20 protein-coding genes, 1 tRNA gene and 2 pseudogenes are annotated in these 23405 nt (G+C 47.3%); 6 read left to right on the forward strand and 17 right to left on the reverse strand.

What is annotated here, in order from left to right:
• The first annotated feature begins 7 nt into the window (after window positions 1-7).
• The gene (locus L5L98_RS15530; RefSeq protein WP_263142224.1) at window positions 8-631 is read left to right on the forward strand and encodes a LysE family translocator; all 624 of its coding nucleotides are present in this window, start codon (window positions 8-10) and stop codon (window positions 629-631) included.
• Here L5L98_RS15530 and L5L98_RS15535 read toward each other — a convergent pair.
• Window positions 628-1896, reverse strand: a complete 1269-nt coding sequence (locus L5L98_RS15535; protein WP_131525677.1) for a mechanosensitive ion channel family protein — start codon at window positions 1894-1896, stop codon at window positions 628-630. The genes L5L98_RS15530 and L5L98_RS15535 overlap by 4 nt on opposite strands.
• Window positions 1897-2105: 209 nt before the next feature.
• Here L5L98_RS15535 and L5L98_RS15540 point away from each other — a divergent pair, with 209 nt between their 5' ends.
• A complete protein-coding gene (locus tag L5L98_RS15540) occupies window positions 2106-2684 on the forward strand; it encodes a porin family protein (RefSeq protein ID WP_219235484.1) in 579 nt (192 codons plus the stop codon).
• Between the two features lie 26 nt (window positions 2685-2710).
• On the opposite strand, the gene L5L98_RS15545 is transcribed toward L5L98_RS15540, so the two are convergent.
• Window positions 2711-3103: a DUF1090 domain-containing protein gene (locus L5L98_RS15545; protein WP_105250960.1), complete on the reverse strand. Its 393-nt coding sequence runs from the start codon at window positions 3101-3103 to the stop codon at window positions 2711-2713.
• A gap of 211 nt (window positions 3104-3314) precedes the next feature.
• Here L5L98_RS15545 and L5L98_RS15550 point away from each other — a divergent pair, with 211 nt between their 5' ends.
• Both L5L98_RS15550 and L5L98_RS15555 read left to right on the forward strand, forming a co-directional pair.
• Entirely contained in the window at window positions 3315-3944 is a 630-nt protein-coding gene (locus tag L5L98_RS15550) for a DUF3157 family protein (RefSeq protein ID WP_263142309.1), read from the forward strand.
• Between the two features lie 138 nt (window positions 3945-4082).
• Complete coding sequence (locus L5L98_RS15555; RefSeq protein ID WP_263142228.1) at window positions 4083-5078, forward strand: DUF481 domain-containing protein; 996 nt, start codon at window positions 4083-4085, stop codon at window positions 5076-5078.
• A gap of 3 nt (window positions 5079-5081) precedes the next feature.
• On the opposite strand, the pseudogene L5L98_RS15560 reads toward L5L98_RS15555, so the two are convergent.
• The 4 genes and pseudogenes from L5L98_RS15560 to L5L98_RS15575 form a co-directional block, all read right to left on the reverse strand.
• A pseudogene (locus tag L5L98_RS15560) lies at window positions 5082-5282 on the reverse strand (VOC family protein); the annotation flags it as partial.
• Window positions 5283-5379: 97 nt separating this feature from the next.
• Window positions 5380-6678, reverse strand: a complete 1299-nt coding sequence (locus L5L98_RS15565) for a M23 family metallopeptidase (RefSeq protein WP_263142230.1) — start codon at window positions 6676-6678, stop codon at window positions 5380-5382.
• Between the two features lie 484 nt (window positions 6679-7162).
• A complete protein-coding gene (locus L5L98_RS15570) occupies window positions 7163-7585 on the reverse strand; it encodes a VOC family protein (protein ID WP_006083714.1) in 423 nt (140 codons plus the stop codon).
• An 18-nt stretch (window positions 7586-7603) separates the two neighbouring features.
• On the reverse strand, window positions 7604-8242 hold the full coding sequence (locus L5L98_RS15575) for an MliC family protein (protein WP_263142233.1): 639 nt from the start codon (window positions 8240-8242) through the stop codon (window positions 7604-7606).
• Window positions 8243-8694: 452 nt separating this feature from the next.
• Between L5L98_RS15575 and L5L98_RS15580 the strand changes: the two genes are divergently transcribed.
• Complete coding sequence (locus tag L5L98_RS15580) at window positions 8695-10023, forward strand: M48 family metallopeptidase (protein ID WP_168826895.1); 1329 nt, start codon at window positions 8695-8697, stop codon at window positions 10021-10023.
• Window positions 10024-10068: 45 nt separating this feature from the next.
• Here L5L98_RS15580 and L5L98_RS15585 read toward each other — a convergent pair whose 3' ends face one another.
• From L5L98_RS15585 to fdhD, 5 genes are all read right to left on the reverse strand, one after another.
• Window positions 10069-10293 (reverse strand): sulfurtransferase TusA family protein, encoded by a 225-nt coding sequence (locus L5L98_RS15585; protein ID WP_107946198.1) that lies wholly within the window; start codon window positions 10291-10293, stop codon window positions 10069-10071.
• A gap of 20 nt (window positions 10294-10313) precedes the next feature.
• On the reverse strand, window positions 10314-11351 hold the full coding sequence (locus L5L98_RS15590) for a YeeE/YedE family protein (protein ID WP_131524603.1): 1038 nt from the start codon (window positions 11349-11351) through the stop codon (window positions 10314-10316).
• 10 nt (window positions 11352-11361) lie between these two features.
• The gene (gene yedF, locus L5L98_RS15595; RefSeq protein WP_107946196.1) at window positions 11362-11595 is read right to left on the reverse strand and encodes a sulfurtransferase-like selenium metabolism protein YedF; all 234 of its coding nucleotides are present in this window, start codon (window positions 11593-11595) and stop codon (window positions 11362-11364) included.
• Window positions 11595-12809: a selenium metabolism membrane protein YedE/FdhT gene (gene yedE / locus L5L98_RS15600; RefSeq protein ID WP_263142235.1), complete on the reverse strand. Its 1215-nt coding sequence runs from the start codon at window positions 12807-12809 to the stop codon at window positions 11595-11597. Before yedE ends, yedF begins: the two co-directional genes overlap by 1 nt.
• Before the next feature lie 110 nt (window positions 12810-12919).
• Window positions 12920-13756, reverse strand: a complete 837-nt coding sequence (gene fdhD, locus L5L98_RS15605) for a formate dehydrogenase accessory sulfurtransferase FdhD (RefSeq protein ID WP_113941247.1) — start codon at window positions 13754-13756, stop codon at window positions 12920-12922.
• Window positions 13757-13897: 141 nt separating this feature from the next.
• Between fdhD and L5L98_RS15610 the strand changes: the two genes are divergently transcribed.
• Window positions 13898-13992, forward strand: a tRNA-Sec gene (locus tag L5L98_RS15610).
• 69 nt (window positions 13993-14061) lie between these two features.
• Here the strand turns inward: L5L98_RS15610 and selB are convergent.
• From selB to fdnG, 6 genes and pseudogenes are all read right to left on the reverse strand, one after another.
• Window positions 14062-15909, reverse strand: a pseudogene (gene selB, locus L5L98_RS22455) (selenocysteine-specific translation elongation factor); the annotation flags it as partial.
• Window positions 15906-17327, reverse strand: coding sequence for an L-seryl-tRNA(Sec) selenium transferase (selA, locus tag L5L98_RS15615; RefSeq protein ID WP_263142311.1), 1422 nt, complete (start codon window positions 17325-17327; stop codon window positions 15906-15908). The gene selA and the pseudogene selB, both read right to left, overlap by 4 nt.
• A 96-nt stretch (window positions 17328-17423) precedes the next feature.
• Complete coding sequence (gene fdhE / locus L5L98_RS15620; RefSeq protein ID WP_263142236.1) at window positions 17424-18329, reverse strand: formate dehydrogenase accessory protein FdhE; 906 nt, start codon at window positions 18327-18329, stop codon at window positions 17424-17426.
• Window positions 18329-18970 (reverse strand): formate dehydrogenase subunit gamma, encoded by a 642-nt coding sequence (locus L5L98_RS15625; protein WP_011982054.1) that lies wholly within the window; start codon window positions 18968-18970, stop codon window positions 18329-18331. The genes fdhE and L5L98_RS15625 overlap by 1 nt, the downstream gene beginning before the upstream one ends.
• Complete coding sequence (gene fdxH, locus L5L98_RS15630) at window positions 18967-19878, reverse strand: formate dehydrogenase subunit beta (RefSeq protein ID WP_317629542.1); 912 nt, start codon at window positions 19876-19878, stop codon at window positions 18967-18969. The genes L5L98_RS15625 and fdxH overlap by 4 nt, the downstream gene beginning before the upstream one ends.
• 2 nt (window positions 19879-19880) lie before the next feature.
• Window positions 19881-22895 (reverse strand): formate dehydrogenase-N subunit alpha, encoded by a 3015-nt coding sequence (gene fdnG / locus L5L98_RS15635; protein ID WP_173496974.1) that lies wholly within the window; start codon window positions 22893-22895, stop codon window positions 19881-19883.
• Between the last annotated feature and the right edge of the window lie 510 nt (window positions 22896-23405).

Here is a 23405-nt window from a genome sequence, read left to right on the forward strand (position 1 = left end):
AGCAAATATGCAACCCGAAACTTGGTTACTCTATCTCTTTGCCATTGTATTGATTGGGATTTCACCCGGTCCTATCGCTATGTTATCTATGTCCCATGGGATCCACTTCGGCAAGATGCGTAGCATAGCCACAGGCCTTGGCAGTGTTAGCGCCGCTTTAATCTTAATGATGGCGTCAGCGGCAGGATTGGGGGCGATTATTAGCGCCTCAGAATACGGTTTTACCCTGCTCAAATGGTGCGGCGCGGCCTATTTAGTATTTTTAGGTATTAAGCTGTTATTGACGAAAAACCAAGGTCAAGCCCTTGAAGTTAGCCCGTCAGAGGGCAAAGGTACGCCTGCGCAGCTTTATAAGCAGGCGTTTCTAGTGGGGATCAGTAATCCGAAGGATTTACTGTTTTTTGCCGCCTTGTTTCCGCAATTTATCAATCTTGCCGCGCCGCAATTACCGCAACTGACCATTCTTGCAGTCACTTGGGCCGTGGTGGATTTTAGCTTTGTGATGATTTACGCGAGCATGGCCAATGTGCTTGCGCCCGGCCTAAAGGCGAGCAACAAGCTGCATTGGTTTGACAGAACCAGCGGCGGTGTTTTTCTTACCTTAGCCGCGATTCTGATCAGTCGAAACTAACCCTCGACCTTCACCGATTTTAAACTGCGAATATCATTGCCGGTGGGCGCTTGGAACGCCTGCAGACCAAACTCAGGCAATATTGCAAAAACATGGTCGAAGATATCCGCTTGTATCGCTTCATAAAATGCCCAGCGAGTGTCATTGGTGAAGATATAAATCTCGATCGGTAGACCCTCTGTGGTTGGCGCGAGCTGCCGCACCATTAGGGTCATGTCCTTGTGCACCTTATCGTGACGCTGTAGGTATTCCTGCAGGTAAGCGCGGAAGGTGCCAACGTTAGTCAAATGGCGACCATTCACTTTCATATCAAGGTCAGAGACTCTGGCATTCGCCTCACGAATTTCATTTATTTTTGCGGGGAAATATTCTTTTAAGCAATTGATCTTACTGAGACGTTCGCGCTCTTCCTCGGTCAAAAACTTTATACTGTTGATATCGATATTGATCGCGCGTTTGATCCTGCGACCGCCCGACTCAGACATACCCCGCCAGTTGCGAAACGCATCCGACACTAAGGCATAAGCAGGGATCATAGTGATGGTTTTGTCCCAGTTACGCACTTTCACTGTGGTCAGCGAGACTTCTTCTACCGCACCGTCGGCGCCGTATTTGTCCATCTGGATCCAGTCGCCTTTACTCACCATACGGTTAGCCGCTAACTGAATGCCCGCCACAAAACCTAAGATAGTGTCGCGGAACACTAACATCACAAAACCCGTTGCCACACCTAAGCCGCTGAGGAAGTACACAGGTGATTGATCGGCCAAGATTGAGATAGAAACGATAATCCCAACAAAGAATAAAAATAGCTTAGTTAACTGTACGAAACTCTTAACAGGCAAGCGCCGACTCACCAGATTCACATCTGAAATTTCATCAACCGCATCCATACCTGCATACATAGCGCGGATAATCAGCACCACTAACCAAATACTCAGTAATCGGTCGACTAGCCCGCTTAACAGTGGATGCTCAGTCAGCGCGATTGGCACCAATAGATTAAGTACGATAGCGGGCACAAGCATGGCCAGCTTTTCAAGTACCTTATAACGCATGAATACATCGTCCCACGTCGCCTTAGAGCGCAGGATCACCATATTCACCGCACGAATCACCACGCGTCGGACAATAAAATAAGCGATGCTCGCTAACAGTAAGCAAGCAATGACCATAACTGTGGTCGATATTCCATCAGAGGGTTGGCTATCAATCCCAAAGCCCGCTAACCATGCCGAAATTTCGAGCCTTATTTCCTGATCCACAATTTCACTCCAACGTAGGCGCTAGCGCAACAAACCCATACAAAGGTAACTGCCGAGTTGACCTCGGTTAAATGTCACCCTAGAAAACACTCAAATCAAAACACAAAATATTTACAAACACTTATTTTAAAAGAGATTTTAGCATTTTGAATTGACCCCGCACACAGGAAAATGAACAATATTTCCCCTATCCCTAAGGAAACCATCCCATGTGTCGTCATTCATATACGCTAGCCTGTCTTAGCATTGGACTCCTGAGCCTATGCCAACCGCTTCAAGCGGCCGAATATAGCACTTCTAAGCAATTAGTTAGGCCAGATAAATCAGACGAAACTGCCAATGCACCTTATATCGCTCTCATGCTCGATTATATTCCCGCCACAGATAATCTCTATGGCATTACAATCGCCCCCTATCATTTCGATAATAATTACCAACAATGGGGTTATTACCTAGGCTATGCCCGCAGTCGTGAAACCGATATTATCGTGCCAGAACCCGCGCAGTCCTATCGCCAAGAAAGCCTCTTCCGCTTAGGCTTAAGCTACAGCTTAACGGCAGATTTAAGCTTTTATGCCGGAGGCAGCGGCTATATCAGCACAGTGTCTTACACGAATAACATTTCACCCAAAATTGTCGATGGCAAACCCACATGGGAAGAAGATAAAACGACCCGTTGGGGCGCAGAAGCTGGGCTAAGATATCGAATCACTGAGCACTTCATACTGAGTGCCGGTTATAACTCCAGCACAGAATCCACTATTTTAAGCATAGGTTACGCGGGCTAAGCTCCTAGCGATTGGGCTTGAGCTATTTATTGCGTTAGCTCGGCTCGCGCCTTAGCAAGATCAGCCTCGACTTCGGCGACTTTATTGCGTTTCTTGTTGATTTTATCCATAGAACGACCTTCTTCTATGGCTTTGGCCAATTCGTTTTGGCGCTCGGTGAGTTTTTCCTCTAAGGCCTCAACTTTAGCGACTCGCTCGGCGTATAAGCTATCATCGTCGCAATGTGTTGAAACTTCGTCATAGGCCTTTTCAAGTCCCGCGACTTTATGCTTATTACCTGCCGCTTTTGCTTGGGCAAGTTCGGCACTAATGGCATCTAATTTCGCCGCGCAACCCACTTTCGGTGCTTCAGCAGCCAAAGTGACTGTGCTAAATGCCAATCCAATCACTAAGCCATAAATTCCATGTTTCATCTGCATCTTAATCTCCTGTTACTTTATTCATTGAGCATACCGCTCATGTCCCCTAATAGTGCCACAGTCAGCTAGCTCAATCTGTACTAGCGTTAAAATCTCGCCTTTAAATCCACTTTATTCATCAAAACACGACTTAGACAGTGACTAACAGGCGGCAAATTGTTTATGTTAGGGCAGAATATTGACTCAGACGGATATCGAAGCCAGAAAATTAATGCACACTTCATTACGCCTTAGCGCACTTAGCTCATTGTTATTGCTAACATCATCGGTTATGGCGGCCGACGTAGCCAATATCACCCTAGAAAATGGCGCCCAAGTCAGACTCAAAGACGACTTTACCTGGGAATACGTGATCACTGAAACCAAAGCCGCGCCCAATGCCCTAGCCGCTGCAGCCGTAGCAAGTGCATCAAGCAATGTTGCCAGTGTCCCAAGTGCCGCAGTTACCACTCAAACTGTTGCTGCGCCAGTCACCACCTTGACCGCCACTGCGATTACCCAACCTGAGCTATTAGGCTCAACGGCAAAAGATGGGATCAAAGTCAGCTTTGCTGAAGGTCAATGGAAAGGCGACAAACTCGGACTCAGCTTCGATCTCGCCAGCACCAGCAATGAACACGTTACCTTAGTTGAAGTTGAAGCTAGCTTCTTCGCCGATAATGGTACTTTGCTCAAAACCGAAAAACTCGAAGTGTGGGAAGCCATTTTCCGCATGCCTGAGACCTATCTACGCAAAGGCGAACAGCGTAAAAGCAGCGTCATTTGGGTCGAAGGCATAGATACATCCCAATGGCAGAAGCAGCTCATTAACCTCAAAATAACCGAAATTAACTCACGCTAACTGGCAAAGAAGTAAGGGATTGCGAACCCGTTTTCAATCCCTTATCAACACTTTTATCAAATGTTATTGCTTTGTAGAGCCTGTGTTCGAGTAGAATGACAACACTTACTCTCCCTTTATTTTGAGCCCACGAGCAAGATGCATAATCTGATATCCAATCCAGCATTGTACCTTGTTGCTACGCTCTGTAGTGTCAGCCCCTTGTGTTATGCCGACACAGTTTTTTTGCTCAATGGCGATAAAATTAGCGGTGAAATTAAAGAGTTTAACGATCAAAATCTCATCATCAACACCAGTTATACCCCTAAAATTACCATTCAACGCAGTGCCATTCTCAGCCTCGAAGTCACAGATACTAGACCTTGGAGTGTCAGTCGTTCCATACAGGACATAAGTATTCAAGCCTCTAATGAACATGGCATGGTATTAATTAATAACCAGCACACTCCCGTGAGTGAGTTGAGATTCTCGCAGCACTATGCAAACTCAGATTGGAATTTTAACGGTAGTGTAGAAACCACACTTGATGTCACCAAAAACAAGAAAAATAGTCAGAAGCTACATATCAAAGGCGATATCACAGCGGAAACCTTGCAATGGCGACATAATCTCAAGACCGAAGTGCGCTATGAAACCGAAGATGACGTGACTAAGCGCAACACCCTCGAAGGACATTATTCATTAGACTATCTACTCAATGAGCATTGGCTGTTACGTCAGGAAGATTTTTATGAAGAAGATAAACTCGGCATCGATAGCCATAGCTATTATGCAGCGCTCGGTCCTGGTTATCGCTTTTGGGGTGCTGGGCGCGATAAATTAGACTTCGTCGTAACCTACAACCATTTTTGGCTTGAACAACAGTCCTTTAAACTAGAACTAAATGCTTGGGCGGCCTCACTTAACTATAAACAATATTGGTTTGGTGGCATTTTAGAGTCCTATGCCGATCTGCAAATTGCCTTCCCAGATATGCCTTCGATTGATTACATCTCAAACTCGACAGTAGGACTTAAATATCTGCTAACTCAGCGGATTTATTTGTCATTTAAATACGACTTCAACGACACTAAAACAGTGATAGGCAATACGAGAGATACCAGCTACACCTTAGGATTAGGGGTTAACTTCTAATCCTCACTCCCGATACGCTAACCTGTGTGCCATAGGATGCTCATCATTCAATTGCAGTAAATCCCATAAGTTACCGTAGAGATCTTTAAACACAGCGACTGTGCCATAGTCTTGTTCTTGCGGCTCACGCGCAAACTCCACGCCATCGGCGACCATGCGTTGACAATCCCGCAAAAAGCCATCGGTATTCAAGAATTTAAACAGGGGGATATCCAAACAATTTGAGGATTCAGCTAGCTTATCGATCAACGGTTTCCTCGCATTATATCAGCCCCTCGATTGAGGGGCTTTCTATCATTGATTAGAGACTTCCAGCATTATACAGCGGCGCCCAAGCGCACATTGTACGATTGTTACTTACATCAAACAGATTGAAACGACTACAGTTATTGTCATAGTTATAACTACCAATGTTGATTCTATATTGTCCCAAATGTACATCTTGCAACGACACATGGCGGCCATCCTTTAATAAAGAAAAATGCAAATGTGGCCCAGTTGAACTCCCACCTTCACACAAGGCTGCATTTTTATTATTTGCATAAATGCCCATCACGGTATTCTGGTTTACATATTGACCATTACGCACTGTAATTTGATCCATATGATAATAGTTAGTCGCCCAACCGTTAGCATTTGTCACCCGTACTTGGCAGCGAGACAACACATTGACAGTCCCAGCATGTGCGGAAGCAACCGAATAAGTCGGACTTCCCCATTGTGGCCAATCGTAGGATACATCGATTGATGATAGCGGATAGCCAGACCCAGTATGCGAATGAGCACCGTTGGATTGCCATGAATATCCCTGTCGCCAAGGCATTTGCAGCATGTTACTGGGTGGCAGACTGCTCGCGGTGATATTCGCCAATGGGACGACTTGTTGCATCGACTGAGTTGAATCAGCTACAAGCGGATTTTTAGCAACTGAACTCATTAACAACTCACGGTCAGTATTGCCAAATAATAATCTAAACTGCTCAATGAATGGGTCCAATCCCAAAGCGTGCTCACCCGTCATAACGGCATGTTGCTGTTGCTCTATCCTACGACCGTTTAACAAAGCCAATAATGCGAAACTTGATGCATTAACTGCGTCGGTACTTGGCGGGTATAGGCCTTTTAATTGAGACTCTTCATAGGCATAAAAACGTTGTGATAGCTGAGCCAATACATCTTGGAGTTGTTCCTCAAAGCCCTGCTTATCCGATAATGTTCCCAAAGGTCGGTTAAGCGCTACAGTTGTTGGAGACGAAATTAACTGAGATTGCATTTCCATCAAAGTCAGTATGACTTTGGGGTTAATACTATAATATCCAGCCCAATGCGTAATCGCCTCTTCTTTATCGATTAAATCAGGAACATTGACGTAAATAAAGTCAGCTAAATCAAACTGCGATGCATCTACGCCATATAAAAATACAAGATTATTAAATGGCAGTAACACGCTAGGCATATCTACCATTTTTATTTCATCTGCATCAATATGATACTGACTGGTTAGCATATCAGATGCGAACGATGGTAACGCTATTATCGCGGAGACACTTAACGCGCGGCCTATCCATAATGCCGTGCAACGTATTTTAAAAAAATTCATACTTATCAGATTCCTTTAGTAAGTCACTCAGATTAAATATTATTTTCAAATGCCAGCTTGCTTTAGACGTAATGATATTCACGACTAAATTTTTATAGCTAGAGAACATTAAAGAAGCTAAGTGACAATAATCGCCTATGCAAATAAGTGACGTATAAAACTGTCAACAAAAACTGACGCTCATTAATTTAAATGTGAGTTAAATACTAAAGTACGAAAAAAGTGAATTGGTAATTATAAAAACCAAAGAATAATTTATTCGATAGATATTTAATTTTGAATAAAAACATAATGGCATTGGCCGATCCATTATAAAATCTATCCGTTCCACAAGAATAAATTGAAATTTACAGTGAATTCCCAATAAAAATGATCAATAACTGAGAATTTTAAACGAACTTAACAGAGGTCAAACACAAAGAGTATTCCCAGTGTTTGACCCCATTAAATAGCTTGCGCGGTAATTCATACGAAATACTGAATCTTAACTCATTCGCTTAGCCATGACATGATTCGGGTTCAATTGCAGTAAATCCCATAAGTTACCGTAGAGATCTTTAAACACAGCGACTGTGCCATAGTCTTGTTCTTGCGGCTCGCGCGCAAACTCCACGCCATCGGCGACCATACGGCGATAATCACGCCAAAAGTCATCGGTATTCAAGAATAAAAACACCCGCCCACCCGCCTGATTACCGATAAAATCGAACTGCTCAGGTTTAGACGCCCGCGCTAACAAGATAGAAGCGCCCTTAGAACCCGGTGGGGCAACAACGACCCAGCGCTTATCTTGCTCGGCTTGATAAGTGTCTTCGACTAATTCGAATTTTAATTTATTCACATAAAAATCAATCGCCTCGTCGTAATCTCTTACGACTAAGGCGATATGCACGAGAGCTTGTTTCATGGCGACCTTAAATCAATCCTATTTAGTCACCAGTTTACAGGTCATTTCTGGTGCTTCGTAGCCCCAAACCACTTTAGCTTCGCCTTGATGTTCCCATAGGCTTTCATTGCGGCCTTGATACTTAGCGCCGCTGCCGCTGGGTTGCACAAACATTAATGAAGTACTATCACCATGTTCAGCAATCAGGGTGGCAGGTTCGGTTTTAAAATAAGTCACGACCACTTCGTTAGCTGGATTGCCGTCACAGGCATAAAACACTGGGCCGGTCATGTCGACTAAACGATATTGTGCCTGCAGTTCGGCAATGCGGGTTTGATAGCTAGATTCAATACACGCGTGCTTATCGTCGCTCTTCCAGCATTCATTACGGCCTTTCACCCAACCACGTTGCATCGCCTTTAAAGTAGGAGGTTGTTCATTCTTCGCTTTTTCAAGCGCTTGGCTATAGACCTTAGCTAACTGATTATCAAGTTGGTTCAACCCTGCATCCTTACAGACCATGTCTTCAATACTGCCAGCATTCACTTTCGTGCAGTCAAAAGAAGGTGCGTTAGCCGCCATTGCTCCCCCACTTAACGCGCTAACCATCACGCCTGCGGCACAGTACCATTTGAAACCCAATCGATTACTTATCACCTTATTTGTTAACTTAGCCATCTCAATTCCTTTGTATTTCTGTGGTTTGTTTTAACGCTTGCCATAGCTAACCCTATTTAGGCTTAACCGAGCCTGACTCAAAGCACTCTGCCTTGAAGAACCATGCCTTAAAGTGCACTAATAGTGATGTAATTTACTTTTATCTCGGTTCTAACTTAAGACTTAACCCTCTGCCGAGATACTGCGAAAACACCTAATTCTAGTGCGCTGCGAGGAAAATGCCCAGAGGCGAAGAGCCACTTACCAAGCAGTGTCCGCCTGCATAATCGGACTCTCTAGCGCTAAAAAACCACAAAATTCTGATGAAATCGACTTACTCCAATTTGCGCATAGCTGATTAAACTGAATGACAAAACGGTTAATTTTTTACTTTGCACGCGATAGTGGTTGAATTTTCGAGTAAAATTGACTACTTTCACGCCGTTTGTCTCTTCACAAGGAAAAGGATCAACATGGAACAAGTTATTACCGCAGGGAACGAGAATCCCATTCAAATGACAGATATTGTCTATTCGAAGGAAAAATCGCTGTTCACTCTGTTAGCTATTATTTCTGGGATCGTCTGGGCGGCATTGATCATAGGCACTTTTGGCATGGCGCTGCTCTATGTGTTGATGTTTTTCATTATTTATCTCTTTAGCCACTCCGCCTTTATCAGCTACTTAAAAGGCACGGCTGTCGAAATCAATGCAGAGCAATTTCCTGAATTACATAAACAATATTTAGCCTGTTGCGAACGTTTAGAAATGCGCGAGCCACCACGCGCTTACTTATTGGCCGCTGATGGCATGTTAAACGCACTGGCGACACGCTTCCTCGGTCGCAACTATATAGTGCTATTTTCATCGATTGTGGATGCGCTTGAGTCAGATAAAGATGCGCTCAACTTCTATATCGGCCACGAGTTAGGCCATATTCGCCGCAATCATATAGGTAAAGCGCCCTTCTTAGTCTTCGCCACTTGGTTACCTTTAGTGGGTGCGGCTTATTCTCGCGCCTGTGAATATACCTGCGATCTCCACGGATTACGTTGCTGCAACAGCTTACGTTCAGCCACAAATGCCGTTGCTGTGTTAGCCGCTGGTGTCGAGCAATGGAAACGTATGAATGTGGATCAATATATCCGCCAAGCCAGTGAGTCGAGTGGTTTTTGGATGTCGCTGCACGAGCTTAATGGCAGCTATCCTTGGTTGACCAAGCGCATGGCGAGAGTCCAAGCCAAAGCACAAGGAGTGGAATATGCACCGCCATCACGCAGTGCATGGGCCTATGTACTCAGCTTCTTTATGCCACGTTTAGGCACAGCGGGCGGTGGATTGATAATCTTCGCTGCGATTATTGGTATTGCTGCAGCTGTCGCGTTGCCAGCGTATAAGGACTATCAAGAGAAGATGGGTGCCACCACGAGTTATGAGGCACCAACCACGACCGAAGCCACACCAGCAGCATTGAATGTACCCGATGCGGCACTGGCCATTGCCAGTATCGACCAGCAACATCAAGCACTGGCACCGATCACTGACATCTTAGTCGGCTACTATCAAACCAACAAAGCTTGGCCAACCGAATTGGATGTGCTTGGACTCACGGACGAGCAGATTGCGACATTTAATCTGTACACAGATGGCATAGTCGGTTTTATAGGAAGCGAAGCACTCGGGGATTATCAAGGCTATGAAGTCTATTTATCGCCTCAAGTTGATGAGCAAAATAATATCACTTGGGTTTGCAGCAGCAACGGTATTCCGGATGAATATCTGCCAGTAGATTGCCAAGGCTAAGATCAAAAAGCGCTGCAAATGCAGCGCTTTTTAGTTGAGGACGAGTTAGCCTTTTTGAATCGTCATAGTCCAAGCAGCATCGCCCTTCTGGGCAAAGTGGGTCACCTCATGCCCGGCTTCAGCCGCCCAGCGGGGAATATTCTCAGTTGCTTGGCCACAATCGTAATCCAGTACCACTTTATCGCCAGTCTCAAGACTCGCAATTAAGCGTTGTAGCTCAATTAAAGGAAAAGGGCATAGCTTACCCGTTGTGTCGAGATACTGTTCCATATACAGCTCCTTTATAAACGTTAAATCTGCGCAAGACGCATTGGCCTCAGTAGCGCAAAATAGTTAAAGCACCAACTGCCAAATAAAATAGCAGGGATAAATAGCCAGCCTTGCCACGACAAATAAGCCGTGCCAACGAGCGCATTACCAAGCATGCAACCTCCGGCAAGCCCGCTCCCCACGCCCATCAATAGGCCACCAACAAACCCAAATAACACCACTTTATGACCTGGGTAGCGCCAGCGCTGCTCAGCACTGCCCCGGGCAGCGATAAAAGCGCCTACAAATAATCCCAAGAGAAAATATCCCGGCCAACTAAAGAACTTAGTGTTACCTGTGGTGACAAGATCCCATAACTGCGCACTCGGGCCACTGATCCCAACACTGCCTACACGGCCACTTTCAAGACTTGCAGGCCATGCAAGTAGCGCCAGTAAACCAATCAGCAAAGCACTTACAAAGGGATGCCAGCGCGCTTCAAACAACCAATGAGCTAAACCCGTTTTACGGGGTGCCATCAGTGCAACCGGACGTTTGCGGCGTTTGAGATAACCCAATGCCAACCACAATGTGAGTAATACGAGGACAAGCACGATCACCCAAGGGGAAACGCCCAGAGTTTGATAGAGCGTTTGGTCCTCAAGTTGATGCTGCTTAAAAGGTTTAAGTAGACCTTTCAACTCATCGAGACGCACTAATTTACTGGCAGCAATAAAACCGAGAACGGCCATCACACTGGCAGCCAACCCTTCGGCAGCGCGGTAATAGGCGCCAGTGGAGCAGCTTCCCGCTGCAGCCATACCCACACCAAACAATACACCACCGACTAAGGTTGCCAACCAAGGGAAATGCCCTTCTGGCAATTTAACCCAACCCCATTCGTAAAACAGGAACAGCCCTAGACTTTGGATGCTGATGGCAATCAAAATAGCGATCACCATGGTAAAGTCCCGTTGCAGATAGGTATCGCGGATCCCGCCCGCCATACAAAATCTACCCCTTTGCATCACAAATCCCATGGCTAAGCCAATACCTAAGCCACTGAGAATAGTCAACATAGTCCTATCCTCAACGCTGGATCAGATAACGAATAGTCGGACCATTCTGCTCAATTTCCAGCACTTTATAACCATGATTTTTAGCATCGAGGGGAATGTTGTTAATAGACTGCGGGCAGTCACTAATCACCTCGAGAATTTCACCGGGCTTTAACTTTGGCATAGCCTCAAGAGTAGCCACTGCGGGATAAGGGCAAGGTTCACCCACCATATCGAGTTGATAATCTGGAATATATTGGGCCATTACGCCGCCTCCGCTAGCAATTGTTCATCCCGCTTCGCCTTACGAGCAAAGAAACGTTTTTCCCACAGCAACATAGCGCCAAAGGAGAGCCCCAGCAGCACATAGGTAAGCAATAATCCGCCTTTATCGCCAAAGCTGGTCAGTAAATTAACTTTGTCCCAGTTCGTTGCTAATGGCTGAGCGATATCATCCCAGTAATACGCCAGTAAGGTTGAACCCAACACGTTACCTAAGCCCACCCACCAGAAATGCACTTGGCCTTCGACTGCACGATACATCCAACCCGTTTCACAACCACCAGCCAGTACAATACCAAAACCAAACAGTAAGCCACCGATCACCGCATTAGGGCCAGCCCACATGATCTTAGGTGGCACACCCAGTTGCACATAGCTGTAAATACCTATCGCACTGACCGCCATGCCTAAGATAATCGCCTTCGCCATGTGAGTACGACCAGTGATCCACATATCGCGGAACGCTGAGGTAAAGCAGATTTGGGCCCGTTCGATTAATAAACCAAAACCAACACCACAGAGCATAGCAATGCCGAGTTTTGGCGCATTGAACATAGTCAATAACCCCCAACCGACGATGCCAACAAACACCAGCATACCGATACGGAAACGACGTCTAGCTTGGTTTTCGTCCTGCTTGATTGAAGTCGCTTTATCGACTTTTTTCAGTTTTATCGGAATACGAAAAATCGGCAGTAAGGTAAATCTTGCACCAAAGTAAGAGCCTGCTGCGGTCGCCAAAGCAAAGAACCAAGCATGTAAAGAGAACTGCGGAATACCCGTGAAGAAGGCGGCAAGGTTACAACCCATAGCTAAACGGGCACCAAAGCCAGCAATAATGCCGCCGATCAGTGCCTGAGCAATACGGATACGGCTCTGTGGCATACGCAGTTTGACGTTATTGGCCCAAAGCGCAGCAGCAATACAGCCACCAAACATACCGATAATCATCATGCCGTCGATACGATCTAGAGGAGAGCCCTGCAGACCTATCACTTTGAAATAACCCCAAGTTTCTGGTTCTGCACCTAAAAACTGCAGTAAATGCCCCCCCCAACGAGTGAATTCCCCAGTAACAGCCCAGAAGGTTCCGGTCAAACCAAAATAGTAAGTAGAAAGGATACCCGCAGCGATAACCGCTGGCATAGGTGCCCAAAAACGGACTAAATATTCTTGTTTAAATTGTTGCCATGTCATGTCATTACCCTAATGAACGAGACTATAAAAAATAAGCGCAATGCGCTTATAACCTGTGTGCCAGTGTGATTGAAGTCGTTCGACAACTTCAATCACAAGTGGCCTCACGCTTAAATGGCTTTAGCTAAGCTGACACACTGCTGCCCCAACAGGCGATAACCGTGGGTGTAAAGCGTTGCCCTGCCATTACGGCAAAAACCGATAAGCGTGATATTGCTTTTCTCTGCTAATTCCAACGCCAGTGAAGTCACGGCGGACATAGCAAACAGAATTTGGATATTGGCACTAGCGGCCTTTTGCACCATCTCAAAACTCGCGCGACTGGTGAGCAATACGGCCACTGGACGCTCCACATTGTGAGCGGAAAAGGCGCCAATTAGCTTGTCTAGTGCGATATGCCTGCCTATATCCTCATAGGCGGCGATGATCTGTCCTTGATGGTTAAGCCCCATGGCCGCATGAGTGGCGCCCGTCAGCTTAAAATGTTGTTGATTATCTTGAATTTGCCCAAGTGCGACCTGTAAGTGTTCGATATCGAATCTGGCATCTGAGTCCACCCGCATCACAGGCTTGACGGCCTCTTCGAGCTGGGCGACGCCGCACAATCCACAACCTGTGCGTCCTGCCATATTGCGCCTTTGCTGCTTGAGTTCCATAAAGCATCTTTGGTTGATTTCCACTTGGATCAACACGCCTTCACTGGTGAACTCGAGCTCAACCCCTTTGATATCATTGATATGGGAAACGATACGTTCAGATAACGTAAAACCAATAGCGAAGGCTTCTAAATCTTGAGGGCTCGCCAACATCACGGTATGCGCTATGCCGTTATAGACCAGTGCAACCCGCACTTCATTAGCTAAGTAGTCAGTCAGCTCAGATGCGTGCCCATGTTCTAACAAGATCACGTTTCTTTCTGTCACCACTTCATGTGAATGATATTCCATAACGCCCCTTTAAAACTATAAAACCAAATAAAAACAATTAGTTTGATGACAATTTAAGACTTGTATCACAAACCCATAAACTAAATAAGAATCGCCTTGAATCATCCTTACGCATTTTCTACTATCCCTAAGTCTTCTATTGGAAGAACGTCGTCTCCGGTGAGGCGTCCGGATTTCAAATCCGGGTAGGGCTGCCAGCAGTCCTGGGTAGGTTCGACTCCTATGTTCTTCCGCCAATTCTCATGGGAAAAAAACAACTCCGCATCCCGAACTTCTCGGCTATTACTGCGATACTTCCTACGGGTAAAACCACTTCTGTCAAAGAACTCAAGCAGTTGAATACTCACCTTACGCCCAAGCCCAACCATATCTTTAAATTCTGCCGTTTCGAGCTTGCCGTGTTCTGCAATATGAGTACGTACTAAGCTGGCGTAGTAACAGATTTGCTCGCTGAGCAAATATCTGTCCTTCACCACAGCAGTAATAAATCCCTGCTGCACCAGCTGGAAACACAACAACCTTAATTTGGCAGGTTCAAGCTCAAGGTATTCGCCCATTTCGGTGACCCATACAGGAGCGGTTTGCTGTGCAAGCCAAGGTGCAAGCGCCTGCCAACAATGCTGAGCCTCAGCGTCTAGTACTATTTTGTGTTCAGCGAGCTGCAACAAGGCACCACGCAGCACCATGCGACCTTCTTGGCAAAGCGTGTCGAGCACTTTATTGGCTAATTCGGGCGGCAAAGCGCTATGGCTCATGCGTTGCAGGCGATTACGTCCAAGCCCAAGTTGGTCAGGATGCTGTTGATGGAACTCGTGAAGTAAAGTAATAAACTGTTGTTTTTCTTGCTCAAGTAAACTTGTCGCTATAGCAAATGCCCCAAAACGGACTAAACCCGCTTGGGCTAACAACATAGCCAGCCCTTCGTCAGTTAATTGCCAACGCCACGCGATTTCATCAAGATCTAGCGCCTGAGTTTGGCCGAGTAAAGCCACCACATGGGCAGGATTATCCAAGCGTGCTAATTGCAGTAATCTCGCGACTCGTTCAGGCGTACGTTTCTTACGATTAGGGACTTTCAACGCCAACACTCGCCCCGCACCTAAAGTCTGTTTACCCCCAATGTGTCGCAGGACAATTCGATCGTCCTGACATAGGAGTAGTGGCTTTTCGAGTACTAACTCCGCCAGATAGAAGCCTTCTTCATCAGCTTCATTTAACAGGGAAACTCGACCTAAAGTATGATCGGCGCCATGGTGACAGTGGACATTTTGCCAATGCACTAATGGCTCACAGCCTAAAAAATCGAAGGCTCGAATGTGCACTACTGGGCGACTACAGAGCTCGGCTTGAGGCAAGCTGCTCAGCCAATCGCCACGCTCTGGCTCCCTATGGTTATCGACACCCGTTAAATTGAGTGCTACGCGTGTACCCGTGACAGCCCTTTGGGCTTCTTGTCCCTGACAATGTATGCCTCGCACTCTGAGTTTGGCCTTTTGCCCTGAGCTAAAAAGACTATCCCCCACACATACGCTGCCGCTGATCACTGTGCCCGTCACGACACAACCCGCACCTTTCACACTAAAGGCGCGATCGAGCGTCATCCTAAAGCTGCTGGCATCCTCCGCTCGCTTTGACTCTTGCTCACCTAAATCAAGAATATGCGCCTTCAGCGCCGCCACGCCATTGGATGCTAAGTCGGCGGTTCCATTCGCCGACACTTCAAAAACACCACTGGCCTCAATGCCATACTCGGCCAGCAAAGTGAGTCCATCGGCGACAAGCTGTGCCGCCGTGCCACTATCAACTAAATCCCGCTTAGTTAGCACTAAGGTCAAACTGTGCAAAGGTAAGAGCGCAAGAATTTGCAGATGCTCACGGGTTTGCGGCATTACGCCATCGTCACAGGCCATCACTAACAGGGCATGCCGAGCATGACTCACGCCCACCAGCATGTTGTTGATAAATTTTTCGTGGCCGGGCACATCAATAAAAGCAAGGCGCGAACCATCTCGAAGTAGCATAAATGCATAGCCAAGATCGATCGTCATACCGCGGCGTTTTTCCTCCGGCAGACGATCGGTATTCATCCCAGTCAAAGCGCGAATAAGCGTACTCTTGCCATGATCGACATGACCCGCAGTCACAATGATCACAACTGCACACCTAAAGTGCTCAACTCGGCGAGGAGTTCGGCTTCACTATCAAGACCGCGCAGATCTAACCTGAGTTGGTCCTGACTCATGCGACCTATGATAGGCCGTGCCGCCTGCTTAAATTGTTGTTCTAACAAACTTAAACTACCGCCATTGAGTGCGGTAAAACACAGCGCCACTGAGGGTAAAAAAGTATCGGGCTGTGAGCCACTGCCGACCTGTGTTTGGCACTCGACTAACTCAATGCGATAACAAGGTTCAAAGTGTGGAACCAAAGCTTGCTGTAAGCGACGACCAATCTGCCATAACACCTCTTGGCTATGGGCAAATTTCGCCATAATGGGCAGCTCAATGTCTAAGGTTTCAGGGTGAAGATAGTGGATCAATGTCGCTTCTAACGCCGCCAAAATCAGCTTATCGCAACGCAGGGCGCGCTTTAGTGGATGACTCTGTAACTTCTTAATCAGCGACTGTTTGCCAACGATCAAACCAGACTGAGGGCCACCCAATAGTTTGTCGCCGGAAAAACTGACTAGATCAACCCCATCGGCTAGCATGGCTTGGGGCGTAGGTTCTTGCTTTAGACCAAAGCGGCGCAGATCAGTAAGTGAACCGCTGCCAAGATCCGAAATGAGTGATATGCCACGCTCACGACATAACTGACCCAGCCTTGCCTCCTCCACTGCGGTAGTAAAACCACTAATATGATAATTACTGGTGTGGACCTTCATTATCGCAGCGGTATTTTCAGTAATGGCCTGCTCATAATCCTTAAGGTGAGTCCGATTGGTGCTGCCGACCTCGACTAAGGTGCAGCCCGCTTGGCGCATAATGTCAGGGATGCGAAACGCGCCGCCAATTTCCACTAACTCACCACGGGAGACTATGACTTCTTTCCCCGCCGCCACCGCTGACAGCATCAACAACACAGCTGCGGCATTGTTATTCACGACACAACAAGCCTCGGCACCCGTTAAGCGCTGGATCAAAGCACTGATCGCATTATCCCTGTGACCACGTTCACCTGCCGCAAGCTCAAACTCCAGCGGTGTGGGATAGCGCATAACAGAAGTCACGGCTCGAATTGCCGCTTCTGACTGTTGCGCTCGGCCAAGGTTGGTATGCAATATGGTGCCAGTGAGATTCCACACGGGTTTTAAGCTGTGGCTGTAATCGTTAGACAGTTGATCAACCAAACATCTGTGCAATTGCGCAAGCTCACCACACCATGTCGGCAAACAGTGCTCGCGGCCGATTAAGCTGCGCGCCGCCTTTAACTGGGTATCCAGTGCGGCCTTTACTGCCGCTTTGCCGTAGGACTGCTGCAATACCACAAAACTAGGCTCTGCAAGTAGGCTATCCATTGAAGGCAAAGCTCGGTACAGAACTTGTAGTGTTTCAGGTGCTTGGGTCATCATCTGTGTCATTTTGTTTATATTATTGCCATTGGTTTATAAAAAGCAGGAAGGCATCAGCAACCCGACTCCCTCCCGCATTTGTTTAAGCTATGTGGCTTACGTGGTTTCGTGGGCCAGTAGCAGTGGGTTCAGTGTTGTTGCCCCAAAGCCCTTAGCATTTAGCTCACTGTCTAACATCAAGGTCGCGAGATCGTCTGCCGCCACATCCATAGAAGGTGACTTCTCGACGAACATCATCTTGGTATAGCCATGACATTCATCGCAGCTTTCGATCCGCACTTGAGCCTTGGCATCATCTAGCGACCAAATCGTCATCTCTTTGTCCTGACCGCAACTGGTGCAATGGGCGCGAATGTAATGCCATTCGCTCTCGCACAGACTGCAATGCAAGTAGCGCAAACCAGCTCGAGGCTGATCGACAATCACACTCGCCACTGGATGACATCCACACACGGGACACATACTCTGCTGCGCCACCTTGCGCTGATCCATCCGCTTGATGACCATAGGTGCCCAATGCGACCAATAAACGCCCATCGCCGCCCAGATGAATAAGCTAAAACGGGCAGGCACTTCACTGACATGCCCTTGGCGTAGTGAACGCCCCCACGAACTCAGTTGCTCAGGTGATTGCTGCATCAACAAACGCACTACCCGAGCTATGGATTCATCCACCTGCGGCAACAAATCACTTAACAGTTGCTGTAGCAGTCCTTGCCAATAGCTATCTGCCTCTGAGCCCAAAAGGGAAAGCGGAGTCGCCTCATCTTTCCCCCAAGCGAGAAGCTGACCGAAGTCAGCCTCCTGCACTAACCTGGCCTGTATAGAGACCAAACGGCGACATAGCTCAAAGTAGTCAGCCAGCGGCGAGTCCTTGGCCAATGACAGCAAACGCTGCGCCCTTCTGTGATACACAGCTTGGGGATCTGCCGCTTTTAACGGTTTAAGTTCCAGCGGCGATTCGCTGCCTTGGGCCAGAGGTATCTCGGCTGTATGACTCATTAATGTTTCTCCACGTCCGAATGTTCATCCAACATCACAGGGTGATGTTTGCGGCACCAAGCCTTAGAGACTTTGCCGTAAAGCATGCCTGTAACCGACCCTTCCACCCATGTCGCCATCCAGAAATGCACCATCACAAAAATCAACATGATGAGCGCACAAATGGCGTGCAACAGAATGGCCCAACCCACCACAGTGGCTGAGAAATAGGGCGCAAAGTAAGGCTGCCACATGATGATTCCCGTCACCGTTAAAGTGATAGATGTCAGCACGAAGGCGCGAAACAATACCTTTTGCCCAGGGTTGTAATGGCCGATAGGCGGGATTTTCTCCTCGTTCTCGAACATCACATCCTTAATGGCGAGCATCCAAGCGAGGTCGTGCTTTTCCCATTTGTTGTGTTTGTAGTAACGCACCAACATCAACATCAGCGGTAAGCACATCATCAAGCCCGCAATGGGATGAATAAACTTCGCCAATTGCGGTGTGCCCGCTATCGCCCCAAGCCATTGAAACGATGGATAGAAGAAGGAAAAGCCAGTGAGAAATGTCACTAGGCCAACCGCCACAATGAACCAATGACAGATGCGATCGAACAGCTTGTGACGCACTATCATTTCTTGCTTATCATGCTTGCTCATTTGTCGGCCCCCTCTTCCTGCTTAGCCTCTTCCTCTGGCGGTTGATAACACGGTTGGTCTTCTTCGACTATGTTGCGACCGACGGTGATCTTATGCAGACAAGCGACGGCGGCAGTGGCAAGAATGCCCATAGTGCCTAAAGGTTTGACCCAGTCCTGCCACAGAGTGAGTGACAGAGGGATCTGCGGGTTATCAGGCATGTTGTAGCTTTCTGGCTGATTGATATCGTGTAATATCATCATCATACCCGTGCCACCTACGCCCTCAGGGTTATAAAGTCCTGCCTTAGCAAAGCCCTTTTCCTTCAGTTCTTCGACCCGTTTTTGCGAGTAGAACAACATGTCCTCACGGGTGCCAAAACGCAGCGCCCCTGTGGTACAGGACTTAACGCAGGAAGGTTCCAATCCCACAGCCAAACGGTCAGAGCACATAGTGCACTTGTAGGCCTTGTTATCCTTAGGATCGATTTTGGGCACATCAAAGGGACAAGCACTGGCGCAATAACCGCAGCCGATACATTTGTCCGAATCGAAGTCCACCACACCATTGGCGTGCTGGATAATCGCGCCCGAGGTCGAACAGGCCGTTAAGCAGGCAGGGTCAGCACAGTGCATACAGGCCGAGTGGGTAAATTGCCAACGCAGCTTGTTGCTTTCCATAACCTCATGGAACTCCATCAGGGTCCAACATTGGCCTGATAGCGACATAGGGTTTTGGTAACTGCCTTGGAAGGTGCCCACCTCTTCCCGTAAATCATTCCACTCAGAACACGCCACTTGGCAGGCTTTACAGCCATTACACTTAGTGGCGTCGAACAGCTTAGCGACCTTTTCTGACGAATTACGCCCCTTTGCCGCAGGCGTCACCGCTGAAGTACCGGAGCGGCGGATAATGTCTTGTGATGCCATAATCAGATCCCCTCCGCTTTAGTGATGTTAACCAAAAATGCTTTGAACTCAGGCACCTGTGTATTTGCATCCCCCACTTCCGTGGTGAGTACGTTACAGGAGTAACTCTTACGAGTGAGTGCATTATGGCTGCCGTGACGGGGTAACCCGACGGTATGGACTAACTGGCCATTTACCTTTAACGGCTGTAGCCGTTTAGTCACTAAAGCTTTGGTTTCAATGCTGCCGCGTTTAGAGCTGACAGTGACCCAATCCCCATTGGCGATACCTTTTTCTGCCGCTAACATTTCATCGATTTCGACGAAGGTTTCAGGCATAGAAATCGCAGCTAAACGAGCATGCGTAGACCAGAAGTTAAAGTGTTCAGTTACACAGTAAGTAGTTGCCACATAAGGGAAGTCCTTATGGGAACCTAAGGTTTCCTTCACACCCGGTAACATACGTACCGCAGGGTTACTGGTGACCTTGTGTAACGGGTTCAACCCAATAGGCGACTCCATCGGCTCGTAGTGCTCAGGGAACGGACCTTCGGCCAATAGTTTAAGGGCGAAGAAACGACCCACACCTTCGGGTTGCATGATGAAGGGGCCAGCGGATTCCTGTGGTGTTAACTTCATATTGAAGTCGCCCACATCGATACCGTGCCACTTACCGTCAACCCACTCGACGATAGTGCGTTTTGGATCCCAAGGTTTGCCGTTGATATCGCAAGAAGCGCGGTTATACAGCACACGACGGTTTGCTGGCCAAGCAAATGCCCAACCCGGAGTAACACCTTTACCGGAAGGATCATGGTTGTCACGGCGAGCCATCAAGTTGCCTTCTTCGGTCCAAGAACCCGCATAAATCCAACAGGCGCTGGCGGTACTACCATCAGCTTTCAGTTCAGCAAAACTACTGAGCTGACGTTGAGTCACGAGATCCTTACCGTTAAGCTCGCGAGCGATTTCTTCAGCGTGCGGTGAGTGAGGATTGTGGTAATTCCAGCTCATCGCGTGCACTGGCTCAGGCAGCTTACCGCCCTCTTGTTTGTACAGTTCACGCATTGCCATTAAGACGCCAGAGAGAATCTCAGCATCTGGCTTGGCTTCACCCGGCGGGTTAGCTCCCTTCCAATGCCACTGCATCCAACGGCCAGAGTTGACGATGGAACCTTCTTCCTCGGCAAAACACGTCGTAGGTAAACGGAACACTTCCGTCATGATTTCAGCGGGATTGACTTCATTGAAGCCATCGGCATTTTGCCAGAAGGTTGCAGTTTCCGTTGCCAAGGCATCCAACACCACCATGTATTTAAGATTACTCAAGGCTTTGAGTACCTTATTACGGTTTGGCATAGAGTTAATGGCGTTAACACCTTGGATAATGTAGCCATTCACTTCGCCGTGGAAAGCCATATCTAAGTGTTTAGTAAAGTCGTACTGCTTGTCCCATTTCGGCAACCAGTCATAACCAAAGTCATTTTCAACCGTAGCGTTATCGCCCCAAAAGCTCTTCATTTGCGAAACAAAGAATTTAGGGTAATTTTGCCAATAGTTGGTTTGACCCGGACGCAGAGCGACAGGGGTATAGTTGTGGAGATAGGTTTTAAGATTAATGTCTTTTTCGTTCGGTAACTTGAGGTAACCGGGCAAGCTTTGACACAATAAACCCATATCGGTCGCGCCTTGCACGTTCGAGTGTCCACGCAGAGCGTTAACACCACCGCCCAACACCCCAATGTTACCCAGCAGCAACTGCACCATGGCCATAGAGCGAATGTTCTGCGCCCCTTTACTGTGGTGAGTCCAACCTAAGGCATACATAAAGGTCGCGGCTCTATCGTGGGTATGAGTGCTACCAATTTGTTGGCAAACGATCTCATAGTCCGCAATCGGCGTACCGGTAATATTGCTTACTGTTTCAAAGTCATAGCGTTCTACATGTTGCTTCATTAAGTTCCACACACAGCGTGGATGTTCGAAGCTAGGATCGATTTTCGCGTAACCCTGTTCGTCTAACTCGTAGTACCAAGACTCTTTATTGTAGCTATCTGTTTCTTCATCGAAACCGCTGAACAGACCTTCACTAAAAGAGAAGTCTTCGCGCACTATGTAACTGGCATTGGTATAAGCCTTCACATAGTCGTAGTTCACTTGTTTAGTTTCAATAAGATAGCGGATCACCCCGAGCAGGAAGGCGATATCTGTGCCCGAGCGGATCGGCGCATAGTAATCGGCCACAGCGGCGCTACGGGTGAAGCGAGGATCGACCACCAAAAGTTTAGCGTTGTTATGTTGCATAGCTTCTGTAACCCAGCCGAATCCGACAGGGTGAGCCTCTGCAGCATTACCGCCCATAATAATGATCAAATTAGAGTTTTTAATATCGATCCAGTGGTTGGTCATGGCACCACGTCCAAATGTCGGAGCAAGACTTGCTACCGTTGGAGAGTGTCAGTTACGCGCAATAGTATCGATTGCAACTAGGCCCAGTGCCCGTGCAAATTTCTGGGTGATATAGCCGCCTTCATTCGGCATCGCCGACGAGGTCATCATCCCAGTGCTAAGCCAACGGTTAACCGTCATCCCAGCAGAATTCTTTTCAATCAAGTTAGCATCACGGTCATTCTTCATCAGACGGGCGATGCGTTGGTAAGCTTCAGTCCAGCTGATACGAGTCCATTCATTACTGCCTGGCGCACGGTACTCAGGATATTTAAGACGATTAGGGCTGTTCACATAATCCACTAGACCAGCACCCTTAGGACACAAGGCCCCGCGGTTGACTGGATGGTCTGCATCCCCTTCGATATGGAAAATACTTTGTTCGGCGTTTTTGCCGTTACTTCCTTTGCTGTACATCAGCAATCCGCAACCCACTGAGCAATAGCAGCAGTTATTGCGGGTTTCTTTCGCGCTAATGAGTTTGAATTCTCGAACGGCCGCATAGGCCTTTTCGGACATCAATCCCAACGCTGAAATTGCTGAGGTGGCAGCTCCGGCAGCACACAGTCTAAAAAACTGGCGTCTGTTCATTGCGTCCTCTCACACTCTTGTCGTTATGAGTCTAGTGGTTGCTGTGGTAAAAATGGCAACCGATTGAGTGAGTCCTACTAAAGACCACACTTAATTTAAGATTATCCCCAAAGAAGAAATAGATAACAAATAATGACATGAGATCAAGATCCCAAATAAACAACCACAGAACTTAACTCCAAAAAATATTACAAATAAAGAATTAAAACCCAACTAATAATAATCAAAGAACAGTAAAAGGAATTAAAAACCAAAAAACCACAAAGGACAATTTGTCCAACATTGCAAGCCCATATTGTCCCATATCATAGGGTTGTGGTTATTAAAAATGATTACATACATTCAAATATGCATAATGATGGCGGATAAAAACACAAAGGTAACGGTTTCTAGAGGGATAGACAGCCACAAAAACTGACAATGTAAAGATTAGGGTAAAAATTGCAGAGTCTGCGGTGTTAAACACACCAAAATGGCAAAGACAAAGATCGAGGAAAAGCAGGAAAAAAC

Origin of the sequence: Shewanella sp. SM23 (genome assembly GCF_025654295.1) — a bacterium.
Taxonomy (GTDB): Bacteria; Pseudomonadota; Gammaproteobacteria; order Enterobacterales; family Shewanellaceae; genus Shewanella; species Shewanella oncorhynchi.